We start from the raw sequence: 16,145 nt of genomic DNA on the forward strand, positions 1-16,145 counted from the left end.
CCCGTCCCGCCCCGCGGCCGCCCCCGGCCGGCGCACCCCGCGCAGGAGCGCGGTGAGTGCGGCGGCCCGTACCGTACGGGCGGCCGTGCTCGCCGCCCCCATGAGGTCGGCCCGCGCCCCGTCGGCGAAGGCCTGCTCCAGCACGGTCTCCGCCGGGTACGGATCGGACGAAGTCCGTTCGGCGGCCGGGGTGTTCATGGGTAGGCTCCCATCGGAACGGGGGGCGGTGCGCGGGCGTGGTCCGGTACGAGTGCACCATCGCTCCGTCGCAGTCGTGTCGCACGGGAGGACGGGCCCACCGCATGGCGGGAACACGGAGCGCGGACGGCCGGGTGACGGCCGCCGCCACGGCGGATCTGCTGCGCCGGCTGCTGGCCGAGCGAACGGCCTACCGCACCCGCTGGGAGCAGCAGGAGCTGCGCCGCACACCGGGCCCGGTGAGCTCCTCGGCGGTGGCGCGGGTGCTGGCCCTGCACCTGTGGGACAGCGGTGAACGTCCGGACACGGAGCAGGATCTGGCGCGGCGTCTGAAGGATCGGGTGCACCGCGCGCTCGGCGGGGAGTTCCTGAGCCGGGAGACGTTGGAGTGGTTCGTCGCGGCCTTCGCGATGGACGGCGCCGACGCGATGGCGCTGCGCGCGCTGTGGTCGGGGACGGCGCAGGTGGTCCCGGCGGCGGATGCGGGCGGTCCGGTGGCGCACACCCTGCGGCTGCCGCAGTACCTTCCGGTCCGGCAGCGCCACCGCACCGTTTCGGTGTTCGAGCGGCATGTCATCGGCCGTGACGGCGCTCCGGAACGCCACCGCACCACGCGTGCGGTGATGGCGTGCGAGGACGGTGTCGGTTCTTTCCCTTGCCGGCTGCCGCCCGGCGCCGTCGACGTCACGGTGCTGCGTGGCGCCCGGGTGGGTGCCCGCCGGGAGTTCCCGGGCAGCACGCCGGTCGTGGAACTCGCCTTCCCGGCCCCACTGGCGGCCGGCCAGATCGCCTCGCTGGAGTACGAGGTCGTCTACGGCCCGTTCCGGGAGCGGGTGACCGAGTACCGGAGGGTCGCGCACGCCCGGGCCGACAACGTGGACCTGGTCGTCGAGTTCCCGCCGGCACCGCGCCCGGCCCGCGTCTGGTGGGCGACCTGGGACCACCACCGGGACGGCACGGTCCTCGGCGAGACGCCGGTCGCCCTCGCGCGGGACGGCTCGGTCCACCGGTTCGTCCCGGCGCTGGAACACGCGGCCGCCGGCTTCCGCTGGGCCTGGTGACCGAACACCGGGGTGGGCCGTTCCGGTGGTCCCGTACGCGGGTTCGCGGCCGGAGCGCGAGGGGTACGGCGGCCTTTCCGGGTGGGCAGACCATTCTGAGGGTGCCATGCGGCCCCGCCGCTCCCACCGCCCTCGATCCCGGCCCGCCGGGAAGCTACGGAGACCGATGTCCCCGACCGTCGCCCCCGAAGCCACTGCCGCGGCCCTGGTGCGCCGCCCCCAGCTGTGGTTGGTCCCCACGATCCTGACGGGACTGCTCGCCCTGCTGCTGTCGCTGCTCTACATGGGCGGCATCGTCAATCCCAACGCGGAACTGCGCGATCTGCCCATCGCCCTCGTCAACGAGGACACGGGCAAGCCGCCGCCGGGGCAGCGGCAGAACCTGGGTACGCAGATCACCGCCGCCATCGCCGCCGACCCCGCCGGCGGCAAGGCGGGCTGGCGTGAGCTGAGCCTGGCCCAGGCCCAGGACCAGCTCGACTCCGGCAAGGTCTACGGCGCGCTGGTGGTCCCGGCCGGTTTCACGGACTCGGTCACGGCGCTCCCCACGTCCGGGGCCACGAAGCAGCCGACCATCACGGTGCTCACCAACCCGGGCAAGGGCAGCCTCGGGTCCTCGCTGGCGAGTCAGATCACGACGCAGGCCGCCCACAGCGCGTCGCGCAAGATCGGCGAGCAGCTCACGGCGGCCGCCGGCGCCCAGGCGAGTCCCACGGCGAAGCTGCTGCTGGCCGACCCGGTGGACGTCGTCACGCGGGTGGGCCACCCGATCGGCACGGAGAGCGGCCTCGGTCTGACGGCCTTCTACTACACCCTGCTGCTGGTGCTGGCCGGGTTCATGGGCGGCAACGTCATCAGCAACGGCGTCGACACCGCTCTCGGCTACGCCGACAACGAGATCGGCCCCTGGCACACCCGCCGCCCGACGGTACCGATCGACCGTACCCAGACGCTGCTCCTCAAGATGCTGATGACGGCGGGCATCACGCTCGTCAGTACGGCCTTGGTGATGCTGGCCTGCATCGGCATCCTGGGGATGGACGCGTCCCACCTGCCGCTCCTGTGGATCTACTCCTATTGCGCGGCCCTCGCCGTCGGCCTGGGTGTGCAGGCCATCAACGCCGCGTTCGGCGGGATCGGCCAGCTCGTGTCGATGTTCGTGTTCATCGTGCTGGGTCTGCCGTCGTCGGGGGCGACGGTCCCGCTGCAGGCGGTCCCCGGCTTCTACCGGTTCCTCTCCCACTTCGAACCGATGCGTCAGCTCAGCGACGGGGTACGGGCGATCCTCTACTTCGACGCCCGGGGGGACGCGGGGCTCACCCGCTCCTGGATCATGATCGCGGTCGGCACGGTGCTGGCCCTGCTGTTCGGCTTCGCCATGACCGCCTACTACGACCGCAAGGGCCTCAAGCGGCTCACGCCGCAGCCCGCCTGAGACCTTCCGCCCGCCGCGTGCACATGTCCGTCCCACCTCGGGGTACACGAGCGGGTGAGTACCCCAAGGAGGCGTCATGACAGCGTTGTTGACCAGAATCAAGCAGTTCGCGCGCGGCCCGCAGGGGCAGCGGGCGGTCGCATCGGTGCGGCGGGCCGCCGCCGACCCGCGCAAGCGCGCACAGGCCGGACGGCTCCTCGACCGCCTGCGCGGGCGGCGCCACTAGGAGGGTGCGACAGCCCTCAGGCGGGCCTGCCGTCCACGTACGTCGCGACGACCTCGATGGCTCCGATCCGCGAAGGGTCGACCCGCCTCGGGTCGTCGCCCAGTACGGCCAGGTCCGCACGCCGGCCCGGGGCCAGGGTGCCCGCGCTGCCGTCCTGGTGGGAGGCGTAGGCGCCCGCCACGGTATAGGCGTGCAGGGCCTCGTGCACGGTGACGGCCTCGTCGGGACCGATGAGGCGGCCGGAGGCGGAGGCCCGTTCCACCATGAACTGGACGGCCTTCAGTGGTGATCCGTCGGTGACGGGGCGGTCGGAGCTGCCCACCAGGGTGACGCCGTGGTCCAGGAATCCCCGGCCCCGGTACATCCAGGGCGCCCGCTCCGGGCCCATCACGGTCGCGTAGTCGTCGCCGAAGGAGCGTAGGAAGTGCGGTTGCACCACCGCGCTCACGCCGAGGCGGGCGAAGCGGGCCAGTTGGTCGGGCCGGACCAGGCCGGCGTGTTCGATCCGGTGCCGGGCGGTGGGTCGGGGCCGCAGTCGCTGGGCTCGTTCCAGGGCGTCCAGGGCCAGGTCGGCGGCGCGGTCCCCGATGGCGTGCACGGCGAGCTGCCAGCCGGCGAGGTGGCCGTCGACGACGGTCTCGGTGATCCGCTCCGGGCTGTCCTGGAACTCCCCCGTGCGGTCGGTCCCTTCGTAGGGGCGGGTGAGTGCGGCCGTGCGGGCCATCATGCCGCCGTCGGTGTAGACCTTGAGCGCGCCGAGGGAGAGCCAGTCGTCGCCGAAGCCGGTACGCAGGCCGAGGTCGATGGCGCGCGGGATCCCGTCCGAGGCGTGCGCGGTCACGGGCCGCAGGGTGTCGGCGGCCGCCATGAGCTGGACCCGTAGCGGCAGCCGGCCCTGGTCGCGCAGGAGTTGGTAGGCGCCGAGCTCGACCGGGCTGTTGCCGAGCAGTCCGCCGCCGATGCCCGCCTCGGCGCAGGCGGTGACGCCTTCGGCGAGGCAGGTGCGGCCGGCGTGCTCGACGGCGTCGGCGATCTCCTCCTGCGAGTAGGGCAGGCGCAGTCGGCGGGCGGCGGTCATGGCGCTCTCGGCGAGGAAGCCCTCGCCGTGGGCGAGTTCGCCGGGGAGCAGGTCGAGGACGGTGGTGTTGACGACGCAGCCGTGTCCCGAGTCGTGCAGCATGAACACCTTGCGGCCGTCGCTGACCTTGTCCAGCTCGGCCGCGGTCAGGTGCCGGCCGAGGGCCCGCTGGTCGTAGCCCCCGATGTCCACCCACGCGCCCCGCGGTTTCCGGGCGACCGCCTCGGCGACGACGGCGAGCACGTCCTCGACGCGTTCGCAGGGCGCCACGCCGGGGGTGGTGGCCTTCAGCCCGGTCCAGGCCAGGTGCACGTGGGAGTCGATGAAACCGGGCAGCACGGTGGCGCCCTGGAGGTCGACGACCTCGCGGGCGGGCAGTGCGGTCACGGCTTCGTCCAGGCCGACGATCCGGCCGTGCCAGATGCCCAGGTCGTGGGCGACGGGGTGGTCGGGGTCCATGGTGAGGAAGGTGGCGTTCGTCAGCCTGGTGCAGAGCATGGGTGCGGGTCCTCAGGGGGTGGGTGCCGTACGGGAGGCCGGTACCGGCACACGGCCGTGGGCGACGATGGACCGGAGGATCTCGCCGACCCTGACGGCCGTGTTCGACAGCAGGGAGGACGTGATGCCGTGCGTGTGCTCCGTTCCTCCCTGGAGGTAGATGCCGCAGCGCAGTTCGGGCGCGCTCTCGACACGGTAGTCGCGTGCCACGCGGACGCGGCCGAGTCCGTCGCGCCGGCAGTACGTCTCGACGTCCCCGAGCAGTCCGAGGCCGTCCGCCGAGCGGTATCCGGTCGCGTAGACCAGCGCGTCGGCCGCCAGGGCCTCCTTCTCCCCCGTGACCAGCGACTCGACGGTGACGCGTACGTGGTCGGGGGTCTCGGTGACGTCCGCGAGCCGCGACACCTTCAGGAAGCGCAGCCGCTCGGTGCCGAGGACCTTCTCCTGGTACTCCTGCCGGTACAGGTCGTCGATGAGGTCGATGTCCACCACCGAGTAGTTGGTGTTGGCATGGTACTCGATCAGCTTGCGCTTGATCTCTTCGGGGGCGGTGTAGTACTCGTCGACCGCCGAGGGGTCGAAGATCCGGTTGGCGAAGCCGCTGTCGTCGGCGGGGCTGTAGCCGTAGCGGGAGAAGACGGCGCAGACCTCGGCCCGGGGGAAGGTGCGGTGCAGGAAGGCCACGTTCTCGGCGGCGCTCTGGCCGGCGCCTACGACGACGAACCGGGAGGGGTCTGCGCCTCCCAACGTGGCTACGCGCGTGAGGAGTTCCGAGGTGTGCCAGATCCGCTCGGTACGGTCCACGCCCTCCGGCATCTGCGGCCGCAGGCCGGTGCCGATCACCAGGTTGCGCGCCCGGTGGACCACGAGTTCGGTGCCGGATCGGGCGGTCACGTCCACGTACTCGATCGCGCCGTCACGCAGGACCGGACGTACGGCGACGACCTCGGATCCGTAGGAGACCATGTCGTCGACCTTGGCGGCGGCCCACTCGAAGTAGTCGTGGAACTCGACGCGCAGCGGGAACAGGTTCTTGTGGTTGACGAAGTCGATCAGGCGACCCCTGCTCTGGAGGTAGCAGAGGAAGCTGTACTCGCTCGCCGGATTGCGCAGGGTCACCAGGTCCTTGAGGAAGGACACCTGCATCGTGGCGTCGTCGATGAGCATGCCGCGGTGCCAGCCGAACCGGGGCTGCTGCTCGAAGAAGTGGGCGGTGACCGCTTCCTGCGGTCCGACGCCGGCGTTGTGCTCGCTCAGTGCGATGGCCATGGCCACGTTCGAGGGGCCGAAGCCGATGCCGATGAGGTCGTGGATCAGTGGCGCGTCATCGGACAGATCCTGTGACATGTGACTCCCAATCGTGCGGGGGCAGCCGATTGCCATGCGTGGGGGAACCGAGGTCAGGGCACGCCGAAGGAGCGGAACCCGAGGAGAACTTAGGGAAGGCTAACCTGACACCGCAGGCCTGTCGATGGGCAAATCAGATCGAGCCTTCATCGATCGAGAGCTGAACTCTCGCCGAACAAGGGCATGTTGCACAGTTAGGTAAGGCTTGCTTTACTCGATTTGAAATCTGTCGCCGCTCCAAGGAGGAACCCCATGCGGGTCGTCATGTTCGGCTATCAGACGTGGGGGCACCGCACCCTGCAGGCCCTGCTGGAGTCCGAACACGATGTCGTTCTGGTCGTGACGCACCCGAAGAGCGAGCACGCGTACGAGAAGATCTGGAGCGACTCCGTCGCCGATCTCGCCGACGACCACGGTGTCCCGGTGCTCATCCGCAACCGCCCCGACGACGAGGAGCTGTTCACCCGGCTCAAGGAGGCGGACCCGGACATCATCGTGGCGAACAACTGGCGCACATGGATCCCCCCGCGCATCTTCAACCTCCCCCGCCACGGCACCCTCAACGTCCACGACTCCCTCCTGCCGAAGTACGCCGGCTTCTCCCCGCTGATCTGGGCGCTGATCAACAACGAGCCCGAAGTGGGCGTCACCGCCCACCTGATGAACGACGAGCTCGACGCGGGCGACATCGTGGTCCAGCGCGCCGTACCGGTCGGCCCGACGGACACCGCCACCGACCTGTTCCACAAGACGGTCGACCTGATCGCGCCGGTCACCGTGGGCGCCCTGGGTCGGATCGCGGCCGGCGAGACCGACTTCACCCACCAGGACCGGTCCCAGGCCAGCTTCTTCCACAAGCGGTCGGCCGAGGACATCCGCATCGACTGGAACTGGCCGGCCGAGGACCTTCAGCGACTCGTCCGCGCCCAGTCGGCCCCCTACCCGGCCGCCTTCACCTTCCACCGCGGCAAGCGCCTGGAGGTACTGGCCGCCGTCGTCTCGGAGGGCCGCTACGGGGGCACGCCCGGCCGCGTCTTCTACCGCGAGGGCGAAGGCGTCGTGATCGTGGCCGGAACCGACGCCCGCACCGGGCGCAACCACGGCCTCGCCATCACCCGGGTCCGCACCGAGGACGGCGAAGAGATGCCCGCCACCGACTACTTCACCACCATGGGCGGCTACCTGACCAGCCGCTGACCCACCCCTGCGCCCCAGGCACCGAGCCTTCCGGTGCCCGGGTCACGCGGGGTCCCCGGCCGTACGCGTGAAGGTTCGCCGCGCGGCCTGCGCGCGCGGTCCCTCCAGATCGCCCGTCCGCCGGGTAGCCGCCGGTCGCGGGGTGCGGTTCGTGCCGACAGGGGCCGCGACGGAGCTGCATCCCGGCGGGGCCGCGGGCCGGGCCCGCGTTTGACCGGTGTGACTCCGGGCAGCCGCGTGGCAGAGGCCGATCAGGCCCGGATGGAGGCGAGCCATGTCGAACAGCATGCTCATCACCGTGATCGTCATCGCGGCGGTCGTGGTCATCGCAGTCTGCGTCGGGCTGTGGATGATGTCCCGCCGACGCCGCCTGCAACAGAGGTTCGGGCCCGAGTACGACCGCACGGTCGAAGCCGAGGGCGGCCGTATGGCCGCGGAGCGCGACCTTCGGGCCCGCGAGGAGCGCCACGCCGGATTCGAGCTCAAGGAACTCCCGTCGGAGCGGCGTCACCAGTACGCGCGGGAGTGGAGCGGTGTCCAGGAGCGATTCGTGGACCGGCCGGAGGGCTCCGTCGGCGAGGCCGACGAGCTGGTCACGCGACTGATGCACGAGCGCGGATACCCGGCGGAGGGATTCAGCCGCCAGGTGCGCGATCTCTCGGTCGAACACGGACGGACCTTGGAGCACTACCGCGCCGCGCACGACGTCAAGGAGCGCAGCGGTACGGGGCGGACGACGACGGAGGAACTCCGCGGAGCGATGGTGCACTACCGCGCGCTCTTCGAGGAGTTGCTCGACGACCAGAGGAGCCGGTGATCATGCAGAACCGAACGGACAGGGAAGACGACCGGACCGTCGCCACCGAGCTGACGACGGAGGACATCGCGAACCCCGGCGCGGTGTCCGCCGCGCCGGACACCCGGCTCGACGAGGACCGGCGGGCACCCACCTACCCCGGCGAGGCGACGACGGACACCCGGGGCGACGACGACGCCAGGGCGGAGGAGGGAGCCGGCTACGAGGGCGAGCAGCCCTCGGCGACGGACGAACCGCTCCTCGCCGGCGAGGAGGCGGAGGGCTACCGCGGGACCTGGCGCGAGATCCAGAGCCGCTTCGTGGACGACCCGCAGGAAGCGGTCAAGTCGGCGGACGCTCTGGTCGCCGAGGTGATGCGGACGCTCGCCCAGACCTTCTCCACCCGCAAGCAGGGGCTGGAGGGGCAGTGGGACCAGGGCGAACAGGTCGCCACCGAGGAGCTGCGGCTGGCACTCCAGCAGTACCGCTCCTTCTTCAACCGGCTGCTCAACACCTGAGACCGAGGGCACACGATGACGCTGTCGGCGGGCGAGCATCAGGCCCCGACGCGGCTGCCGCGCGCCGGACCCCGAGGGTAGGGGCCCGGCGCGCCCGCCGTGCGACCCGCCTCGTCCGCATGCACGCTGGACAGAGGAAGGCGAGAACACCTCACCCGGGGCCACCGATGACTCCCTCGTACGATCAACCACAACGGCATCTCGACCTGCCGGACGACGCCAGTGCCGCCGGCCGGGCCCGCGACGCGACCTATCGGTTCCTGCACGGTGCCGACGACCAGCGGCATCCGGTGCTCCCGGCCTCCGCGGACGCCGCCGCCCTGATCGTGACCGAGCTCGTCACCAATGCCGTCCGGCACACCGACGGCCCGTGCAGCCTCGACCTCGCCCTGCACGAGGGGCTGCTCGACATCGACGTCACCGACACCAGCTCGGCCGCGCCCGTGACCCGCCCGCCGCACCTCAACGGCAGCGGCGGCTGGGGCCTGATCCTCGTCCGCCGCATCGCCCGCGAGTTCAGCATCATGCCCACGGCCACGGGCGGAAAGCGCGTCCACGTCTGCGTCGCCGTCGCCGTGTGACACCGCTGGAGCCGGCTCCTGATCATTCGGCGTCCGCCGGCAGGTGGATGTCCAGCACGCACACGTCGTCCTGCCCCGCGGGGTGAAGGGCCGCGAGGAGCCGGGCCAGGGCGTCCGGGGCGTCCCCGCCCATGGCCTCGGCGGCGGCCCCGGCGAGCCGGTCGAGTCCGCGGTCCACGTTCTCTCCGGGGACTTCGACGAGCCCGTCGGTGTAGAGCAGGAGGTGATCGCCGGGCTCCAGGTCGAGCGTTTCCTCCACGTACACGGAGTCGAAGGACGCCCCCAGCAGGTTCCCCTCCAGCAGCGGGAGGAAGCGTGCCTCGCCGCCGCGCACCAGCAGGGGCGGCAGGTGCCCGGCCCGCACCCAGGCCATGCGCCGCTCCGCCGGACGGTAGCGCGCCATGATCATCGTCGCGGTGGTGGCGGCCGAGTCGGCGGCCGTGTGCAGGAGCAGGGTGTTGAGGCGGTCCATGGCGTCGGGCAGGGCCGAGCCGGTGATGATCATGCCCTTGGCGGTGAACCGCAGCTGGGCCATCGCCCCGACGGCGTCCAGTCCGTGGCCCGCGACGTCCCCGACGACGAAGAGGGCGCTCCTGTCCGGGAGTTCGATGGCGCTGTACCAGTCTCCGCCGACGTTCACTCCGGTGTCCGAGGGCATGTAGGCGATGTCGACGCACAGCCCGACCAGCTCGATCGACTGCTCAGGTATGGGCAGCAGAGCGTGCTGAAGACGTGCGGCGATGGCCCGTTCGGCCTGGAGCACACCCCGCTGGACCAGTACGGCGCGCTCGCTCTCCATCAGGGCGAGCTCGGTGTCCCGCTGCGGCGTGCAGTCCTGGAAGAAGCCGTGCACCTCTACCGGGGCGCCGTAGGCGTCCGTCTCGGCCTCGGCGACCAGGCGCAGGTGCCGTACCCCGTCCGTGGTGCCGATACGGAAGGGTCGGTCGATCGGCACCCCTTCCTCCAGCAGCCGCCGAACGGCGCCGGCGAATGCGGGCCGGTCGTCCGGAAGGACATGCCGCGGGAGCTCTTCCAACGGGACGGGCCCGAGGTCCGGCGAGCGGTCGAAGACCGCGTACACCTGGTCGGACCAGTTGACCGTGCCCGTGCCCGGATTCCAGTCGGCCCAGCCGAGGTTGCCCAGGCGCTGCATGGTGGCCAGCCTGCGGTTCTCGCGTGTGGTGGTGTCCTGGCGGATCCACGAGACGACCAGCCGACCGGCCAGCCGGGTGGCGCGGACGGAGTAGACGGATGTCTCGGGTACCCCCGCGGTCACCTCCCGGTACGAGAACGGCTCGCCCTCGTAGGTGATCCCGGTGTCCAGGGCCTTGAGGTAGCCCTGCCACAAGGGTGTTCCCGCCACGGTCGGATAGGTCTCCAGGATCCGTCGGCCGACCAGCTCCCGCCCGCGGCGGCCCGCCACGTCCACCGACTCCGGAGCGGCCGCCTCGATGCGGTAGTCCTCCACCTGACCGCTCGGTGACCGCAGCGGTGCCAGGAGGATCACCGCCCCGGACACGGCGTCGAGAATGCTCTGGACGGCGGCCACGTCCAGGTCCGCCGGCCCGGCGGTTCGGTGCTCCAAGACCCGCAGGGGGCCGCCGCACAGGCGCACGGCCTGTTGGAGCAGGGCCTGCTCCTCACCGCCGAAGGGGGTGGATGCCTTCCGGAAGAATCCGATGGCGCAGGTGACCGTGTCCGCGCCCGGTACGGGGATCCACGCGCGGGTGGGCCATCGCTCGGGCGGCCCGATGAGCCGGTACCTCTCGGCGTCCCGCTCCGGATCGTCCAGCCACCGTGGCTCACCCGAGGTGATCGCCTCCAGGGCGGCGACGCCGGACAGCGGGGGGACGTCCTGCCACTGCGCCGCCAGTACCTCGTCGATCCCCGAGTGACCGATGAGCTCCAGCCGCCCGGCCCCGTTCAAGGTGTAGATCATCACCCCGTCCACCGCGAGGGGGAGGCGCAGCGCCTCGTGCAGGATCTCCGCGGTGTCGTCCGTGCTCCGGGCGTCGGTCAGCGCGACCGCCAGGCCGGATGGCAGCGCGGCCGGCAGGGTGCGCGAGTCCGGTTCATCGCGGCCGGGGCGGGGGTCCGCGCCGAAGGCGGGCAGGACACCCTGCGGGGTCGTACGGCCACTCGTCGTGACCGGGTCCGCGGCCGGCGGACGCGCCGTGCCGGGCTTCGGCCGGATCCCGCCGAGGGTGACCCAGCATTCCTCCATCAAGGTCGTACTCCGGCTCCCGGCCCGCCGGACCAGCGTCTCGTACGCCGCATCGGCCGACACGCCTTCCCGGGCCATCAGTACGCCTTTGGCCCGCTCCAACACGCCCACGACGGAGGCAAGGCCTTCCAGGTCCGCCACCTCGGCCCGGAGCCTGGCCACCACCTTGGCCAGGGCCAGTACCTCGGGAGACGCACCGTCGCCCGGGGCCGTCGGATCCGTCTGCACCCTTCGAGCATGGCACGGTGACCGATACCGGTGCGGATCCGCGATGGGCCGACCTCGCGTCAGTCCTCGCTCCGGGTCGGTTCCTGGAATCGGCGTGCGGCCTTCTCCGCCGTCCGTCGGGCCTCGGAGTGAGCCTGCTCGGCCCGCCGGTACGCCTGCTTCGTCTCCCGTACCGCCCGCCGGGCCGCCTCGACCCGCTGTCGCACGGCGGAAAGTTCCTCGAGCAGGTCGGCCGCCTCGCCCTCGGCCCGGTCCCGGGCGGCCGCGGCCTCGGCGAGGCGCTGCTCGGTACGCCGTAGTGCCGCCGACGCTTCGGCGGCGTCTTCCCGCGCGGCCACCGTCCGGGAGCGGCGTTTCTCGGCGGCGGCCCGCCGGACTCCCCTTGTCTCCCGGCCGACCGCCGTCCGGGCCGGAGCGGCCGGGGCGGGGGCGGGAGCGGGCGCGGAAACCGGTGCGGGGCGGGGTGGGCGAGTGAGGGGCGGGGGCATCGCGCCGGGGGCCGGTTCCAGCCCCTCGAAACCCACCGCCACGGGCGGCGGCTTCGCGAGGCGGCCGGCCGCCCACCGGCGGGCGGCGTCGTCATCGACCAACAGCCCGTGGAAGATCTCGCCGACCTCGCGCAGTGCCGTCTCCCGTAGCCGCTCCCCCGCCCCGGCCGCCAGTTGCGCGGCTTCCGCGGACAGCGCGCCGATCACCTGGTGCTGCTGGTGCGACAGCGCCCGCATCCGCTCGCCGTCGAGCTCCCGGTGCGCACGGCGCAGCTCCGTGCCGAGGCGCAGCAGCGCCTCGGCCAGGTCGGGACGGGTACGTGCCAGCAGGTTCACGGCCCACACGGCCAGGGTCGGCCTGCGCAGTCCGCCGATCGCGGCCGCGGCCGCGCTGTCCTTCTCCCGGCGGGCCTGCGCCGCGTAGGCGTCGCGGGCCCTGGTGAAGTCCGCCGGCCGCAGCCCGTACAGCTCGAAGATCACCGCATCCACGTCCATGGCGGCCACCCTGCCCCGCACCGCGGCCATGATCCGGTGCGCCACGTCGGCCTGCGCGCAGGTTCGTCCCGGTAACCGGTCGGCCGCCGGACCGCCGGGATGTCAGGCGGGTTCCTGGTGGGGCGCCGTCGGCGGATCCGCCGGCTCCTCCTCGGCCTCCGCCTCGCTCTCGGCGTCCGCGGCGTGGGCGCGCAAGTGCCCGATCACCGTGTTGGCCACGGCGACCAGGGGGACGGCGACGACCGCTCCCCCGATGCCGGCCAGCACGCCGCCGGCCGAGACGGCCAGGACCACCGCGAGGGGGTGGACCCGTACGGCCCGCCCGAGGATGAACGGCTGCAGCACGTGTCCCTCGATCTGCTGGACGACGAGCACCACCAGCAGGGTCATCAGGGCGGTGAACACCCCCTGCGTGACCAGGGCGACGACCACGGCGAGCGCCCCGGACGCCACGGCGCCGACGAGGGGAACGAACGAGGCCAGGAAGATCACCACGGCGATGGGGACGGCGAGCGGCACGCCCAGGAAGTAGATGCCGAGACCGATGAACAGGGCGTCGATGAAGGCGACGATCATGGTCCCGCGTACGTAGGCGGTCAGGGTGCGCCAAGCCGCCGGGCCCGTGTCGGCCACGTCGTGGCGGGCGGCGGCGGGCACCAGCTTGAGCGTCCAGCGCCAGATGCGCCTGCCGTCGTACAGCAGGAAGAGCGTCGAGAACATCGCCAGCAGCATCCCGGTGAGGATCTCCACGAGGACGGTCACGCCCTGGAGCCCGGTCGAGGTGATCTCGCTGGTGCTGGTTCCGATGGCGTCGCTCAAGCGCCCGGCGACATCGTTGATCTGCTGCTCGGTCACGTGGAGGGGGCTGTCGAGGAGCCATCGTTTCAGTTCCTCGATGCCCTCCTGGAGCCGCCCGGAGAGATTGTCGAGGTTGTCCAGGACCTGCCAGACGACGAACCAGCCGATCAACCCCAGAACGACGAACCCGAAGAGCGCGGTGACGGCGGTGGCGAGCCCCCGGGAGAGCCCGACGCGGTGCAGCCGGGACACGGTCGGCTCCAGCAGGGCCGTGATGAGCAGCGCGGCGACGAAGGCGAGGGCGACGAGCCGGACGGAACCGATGACCCGCATGACCACCCACAGGGCGGCGGCGAGCACCAGGAACCGCCAGCCTGCCTCGGCCGCGACCCGGATGCCCCAGGGCACCGCCCGGGCGGGGTCCGGGTTACGCGGACGCCTGCGGTGCGCTTCGGCCGCGCGCTCCCGCTCGTCCGACAGCTCGGCCTCGTGGAGCGCCTGTGCACGGCGTTCCCCGAGCGCGGCGACGCCGGCCTTCACGCGGCCGGGCCAGGTGCGGATTCCGGGCATCGTGAACCTCCTTCCGTCCCACCTCGCCGTCTGCCCAGGTTTCGGCCGCTCAGGCAGGCCCGGCCCGAGGTACTCGCATCTCGTGCGAACGAATCCCGGCCGCCGTCGTTCATCGAGGGTCGAGCGGCCCTGCGGGCGATCCCCGGGCCCGGTCCGCCGGGCGGCAAGTGATGCACAAACGCTGCACGTTGCCCTCGCGCGCCGTCGCGGGGAGGGTGAGCCCCCTATCTCCGGGGCGTGTCCGGCCGCCTTCCGGGGGCACCCGTGGCCACTCTGGACCATCGGGCCCATGGGCCGTCCACCCCCACCTGACTCAGGAGCATCATGCGCACCTCGCCCCGACCGGCCCGGTGGCTGGTGCCCGTCCTCCTCCTCGTGGTCTGGCTGGGCGTCGGGGGGAGCCTCGGCTCCTACGCGGGCAAGCTCGGCGAGGTGTCCACCAACGACCAGGCCGCCTTCCTCCCCCGCAGTGCCGAATCCACCAGGGTCGCCCAGGCCCAGGGAGCCTTCCGGCAGGAGGAGTCGCTGCCGGCCGTGGTGGTCTGGACTGCGGACGGCGCCACGAAGGTGACCCCGGCCCAGGCCGCCTCCGCGCGGGCCGCACTGGCCACGCTGGAGGGCCGGCCTTGGACCGCCGGCTCGGCCTCCCCCGTCCTCGCGTCGCGCGACGGCAGGGCGCTGCAGGCGGTGATCCCCCTGGACCCGGCGCTGGGCGACGAGCTGCCCGCGGCGGTCGCCGAGATCCGGGAAGCCGGCTCCCGGGTCGCGGCCACCACGTTCCACGTGACGGGACCGGCGGCCACCCGGGCCGACCTGTCGCAGGCCTTCGCCGGAATCGACGGACTGCTGCTGGGCGTGGCGCTGGCGGCCGTCCTCGTCATCCTGCTGCTCGTCTACCGCAGCGTCCTCCTGCCGCTGTTGATCATCATCGGGGCGGTGTTCGCCCTCTCGCTGGCCTGCGCGATCGTCTACGCCCTGGCGAGCGCGGGGCTGGTCCGGGTCGACGGGCAGGTCCAGGGGATCCTCTCGATCCTCGTCATCGGCGCGGCCACCGACTACGCCCTGCTGCTGACCGCCCGCTTCCGTGAGGAACTGGGGCACACGAAGGACCGGTACGCCGCCATGCGCGCGGCCCTGCGGCAGTCCTGGGGACCGATCGTGGCCAGCGCGGGCACCGTGGCCCTGGGCCTGCTCGCCCTGTTCCTCAGCGACCTGACCAACAACCGGGCGCTGGGGCCCGTCGGGGCCATCGGGATCGTCTGCGCGGTGGCGAGCGCGCTCACCTTCCTCCCGGCGGCGCTGGTGCTGCTGGGACGCAAGGCCTACTGGCCGGCGCACGTGACCGCCGGGAGCGGCTCGGCCGGGATCTGGAGCCGGATCGCCGCCCTCGTCGGCGGCGCTCCCCGGCGGGTGTGGGCCGTGGCTCTGGCGGGCCTGCTCGCGTGCGCCGCCTTCGCGCCCACGCTGCACTCGGGCGGTGTTCCGCTGGACGAGATCTTCGTGAACGAGGCCCCTTCGGTGACGGCACAGAAGGTACTCGGCCGGCACTTCCCGGGAGGGGCCGGCAATCCGGCCGTCGTGATCGCCGCCGCCGACCGGCAGGCGCGGGTACGCGAGCAGGCCGAAGGCACGCGGGGCGTGGACTCGGCCGCCGTGCGGGGCGAGCGGGCCGGCCGGGTACGGATCGACGTGGTCCTGAAGGATCCCGTGGACAGCGCGGCCGCGAAGGAGACGGTGGTTCGGCTCCGCGAGGCGGTCCATCAGGTGCCGGGCGCGCAGGCCCTCGTGGGCGGCTACACCGCGCAGGCCTACGACACGCAGAAGACCGCCGAGCGCGACCGCGAGGTCATCGTCCCGGTGGTGCTGGCCATCATCCTCGTCATCCTGGTGGCCCTGCTGCGCTCCCTGGTGATGCCGCTGCTGCTGGTGGCGACGGTGGCCCTGAACTTCTTCGCCACCCTGGGCGTGTCCGCCCTCGTCTTCCGCCACGTGTTCGGGTTCAGCGGCACGGATTCGTCCGTCCCCCTGTACGGGTTCGTCTTCCTCGTCGCCCTGGGAGTGGACTACAACATCTTCCTCATGTCGCGGGTGCGCGAGGAGTCGCTGCGCCGCGGCGTCCGCGAGGGGGTGACCCGGGGACTGACGGCCACCGGCGGGGTGATCACGTCCGCGGGGGTGGTCCTCGCCGCCACGTTCGCCGCACTGAGCGTCATCCCGCTGGCGTTCCTCGTGCAGATCGCCTTCATCGTGGCCTTCGGCGTCCTCCTGGACACCCTGATCGTGCGCTCGCTCCTGGTTCCCGCACTGGTCCTGGACATCGGCCCCGCGGCCTGGTGGCCGGGCCGGCTGAGCCGCCGCCCGAGCGCCGATCTCTGAGGCGACCGGGGGTTCGGGTCACCACGTGCGG

The 16,145-nt window shown here is 72.3% G+C and carries 14 protein-coding genes; 8 read left to right on the forward strand and 6 right to left on the reverse strand.

Annotation, left to right across the window (positions count from 1 at the left end; translation table 11 throughout):
* The coding region (locus AB8A24_RS36140; RefSeq protein WP_369478615.1) for a hypothetical protein at positions 1–198 on the reverse strand (198 nt) is incomplete at its 3' end.
* A gap of 104 nt (positions 199–302) precedes the next feature.
* Between AB8A24_RS36140 and AB8A24_RS36145 the strand changes: the two genes are divergently transcribed.
* From AB8A24_RS36145 to AB8A24_RS36155, 3 genes are all read left to right on the forward strand, one after another.
* Positions 303–1,259 carry a hypothetical protein gene (locus AB8A24_RS36145; RefSeq protein WP_328965099.1) on the forward strand — a complete coding sequence of 319 codons (957 nt, stop codon included), beginning with the start codon at positions 303–305 and terminating at the stop codon, positions 1,257–1,259.
* Positions 1,260–1,425: 166 nt separating this feature from the next.
* Complete coding sequence (locus AB8A24_RS36150; RefSeq protein ID WP_328965098.1) at positions 1,426–2,694, forward strand: DUF3533 domain-containing protein; 1,269 nt, start codon at positions 1,426–1,428, stop codon at positions 2,692–2,694.
* A gap of 76 nt (positions 2,695–2,770) precedes the next feature.
* Positions 2,771–2,920 (forward strand): hypothetical protein, encoded by a 150-nt coding sequence (locus AB8A24_RS36155; protein ID WP_199920808.1) that lies wholly within the window; start codon positions 2,771–2,773, stop codon positions 2,918–2,920.
* 16 nt (positions 2,921–2,936) lie between these two features.
* Here the strand turns inward: AB8A24_RS36155 and AB8A24_RS36160 are convergent, their stop codons facing one another.
* Complete coding sequence (locus tag AB8A24_RS36160; RefSeq protein ID WP_369478616.1) at positions 2,937–4,496, reverse strand: amidohydrolase; 1,560 nt, start codon at positions 4,494–4,496, stop codon at positions 2,937–2,939.
* Positions 4,497–4,508: 12 nt separating this feature from the next.
* A complete protein-coding gene (locus AB8A24_RS36165) occupies positions 4,509–5,843 on the reverse strand; it encodes a lysine N(6)-hydroxylase/L-ornithine N(5)-oxygenase family protein (protein WP_369478617.1) in 1,335 nt (444 codons plus the stop codon).
* A 252-nt stretch (positions 5,844–6,095) separates the two neighbouring features.
* Between AB8A24_RS36165 and AB8A24_RS36170 the strand changes: the two genes are divergently transcribed.
* The 4 genes from AB8A24_RS36170 (at position 6,096) to AB8A24_RS36185 (ending at position 8,935) form a co-directional block, all read left to right on the forward strand.
* Positions 6,096–7,040, forward strand: coding sequence for a methionyl-tRNA formyltransferase (locus AB8A24_RS36170; RefSeq protein ID WP_328965095.1), 945 nt, complete (start codon positions 6,096–6,098; stop codon positions 7,038–7,040).
* Between the two features lie 274 nt (positions 7,041–7,314).
* Positions 7,315–7,857 carry a hypothetical protein gene (locus AB8A24_RS36175; RefSeq protein ID WP_328965094.1) on the forward strand — a complete coding sequence of 181 codons (543 nt, stop codon included), beginning with the start codon at positions 7,315–7,317 and terminating at the stop codon, positions 7,855–7,857.
* 2 nt (positions 7,858–7,859) lie between these two features.
* On the forward strand, positions 7,860–8,354 hold the full coding sequence (locus AB8A24_RS36180; RefSeq protein ID WP_369478618.1) for a hypothetical protein: 495 nt from the start codon (positions 7,860–7,862) through the stop codon (positions 8,352–8,354).
* Positions 8,355–8,521: 167 nt separating this feature from the next.
* Entirely contained in the window at positions 8,522–8,935 is a 414-nt protein-coding gene (locus tag AB8A24_RS36185) for an ATP-binding protein (protein WP_328965092.1), read from the forward strand.
* A 22-nt stretch (positions 8,936–8,957) separates the two neighbouring features.
* Here AB8A24_RS36185 and AB8A24_RS36190 read toward each other — a convergent pair whose 3' ends face one another.
* The 3 genes from AB8A24_RS36190 to AB8A24_RS36200 form a co-directional block, all read right to left on the reverse strand.
* Positions 8,958–11,387: a SpoIIE family protein phosphatase gene (locus AB8A24_RS36190; protein ID WP_328965091.1), complete on the reverse strand. Its 2,430-nt coding sequence runs from the start codon at positions 11,385–11,387 to the stop codon at positions 8,958–8,960.
* Between the two features lie 59 nt (positions 11,388–11,446).
* Complete coding sequence (locus tag AB8A24_RS36195; protein WP_369478619.1) at positions 11,447–12,370, reverse strand: hypothetical protein; 924 nt, start codon at positions 12,368–12,370, stop codon at positions 11,447–11,449.
* Between the two features lie 102 nt (positions 12,371–12,472).
* Positions 12,473–13,738 carry an AI-2E family transporter gene (locus AB8A24_RS36200; protein ID WP_369478620.1) on the reverse strand — a complete coding sequence of 422 codons (1,266 nt, stop codon included), beginning with the start codon at positions 13,736–13,738 and terminating at the stop codon, positions 12,473–12,475.
* Between the two features lie 324 nt (positions 13,739–14,062).
* On the opposite strand from AB8A24_RS36200, the gene AB8A24_RS36205 reads away from it, so the two are divergent.
* The gene (locus AB8A24_RS36205; protein ID WP_328965088.1) at positions 14,063–16,114 is read left to right on the forward strand and encodes an MMPL family transporter; all 2,052 of its coding nucleotides are present in this window, start codon (positions 14,063–14,065) and stop codon (positions 16,112–16,114) included.
* Positions 16,115–16,145: the final 31 nt, after the last annotated feature.

Origin of the sequence: Streptomyces sp. BF23-19 (assembly GCF_041106355.1) — a bacterium.
Classification (GTDB): domain Bacteria; phylum Actinomycetota; class Actinomycetes; order Streptomycetales; family Streptomycetaceae; genus Streptomyces; species Streptomyces virginiae_A.

What these genes read in the sequence shown, in the direction of transcription:
- AB8A24_RS36165 (WP_369478617.1), bottom strand. Translation starts at nt 5,843, where the DNA reads ATGTCACAGGATCTGTCCGATGACGCGCCACTGATCCACGACCTCATC.
- AB8A24_RS36155 (WP_199920808.1), top strand. Translation starts at nt 2,771, where the DNA reads ATGACAGCGTTGTTGACCAGAATCAAGCAGTTCGCGCGCGGCCCGCAG.
- AB8A24_RS36170 (WP_328965095.1), top strand. Translation starts at nt 6,096, where the DNA reads ATGCGGGTCGTCATGTTCGGCTATCAGACGTGGGGGCACCGCACCCTG.
- AB8A24_RS36145 (WP_328965099.1), top strand. Translation starts at nt 303, where the DNA reads ATGGCGGGAACACGGAGCGCGGACGGCCGGGTGACGGCCGCCGCCACG.
- AB8A24_RS36195 (WP_369478619.1), bottom strand. Translation starts at nt 12,370, where the DNA reads ATGGACGTGGATGCGGTGATCTTCGAGCTGTACGGGCTGCGGCCGGCG.
- AB8A24_RS36205 (WP_328965088.1), top strand. Translation starts at nt 14,063, where the DNA reads ATGCGCACCTCGCCCCGACCGGCCCGGTGGCTGGTGCCCGTCCTCCTC.
- AB8A24_RS36150 (WP_328965098.1), top strand. Translation starts at nt 1,426, where the DNA reads ATGTCCCCGACCGTCGCCCCCGAAGCCACTGCCGCGGCCCTGGTGCGC.
- AB8A24_RS36180 (WP_369478618.1), top strand. Translation starts at nt 7,860, where the DNA reads ATGCAGAACCGAACGGACAGGGAAGACGACCGGACCGTCGCCACCGAG.
- AB8A24_RS36200 (WP_369478620.1), bottom strand. Translation starts at nt 13,738, where the DNA reads ATGCCCGGAATCCGCACCTGGCCCGGCCGCGTGAAGGCCGGCGTCGCC.
- AB8A24_RS36175 (WP_328965094.1), top strand. Translation starts at nt 7,315, where the DNA reads ATGTCGAACAGCATGCTCATCACCGTGATCGTCATCGCGGCGGTCGTG.
- AB8A24_RS36160 (WP_369478616.1), bottom strand. Translation starts at nt 4,496, where the DNA reads ATGCTCTGCACCAGGCTGACGAACGCCACCTTCCTCACCATGGACCCC.
- AB8A24_RS36185 (WP_328965092.1), top strand. Translation starts at nt 8,522, where the DNA reads ATGACTCCCTCGTACGATCAACCACAACGGCATCTCGACCTGCCGGAC.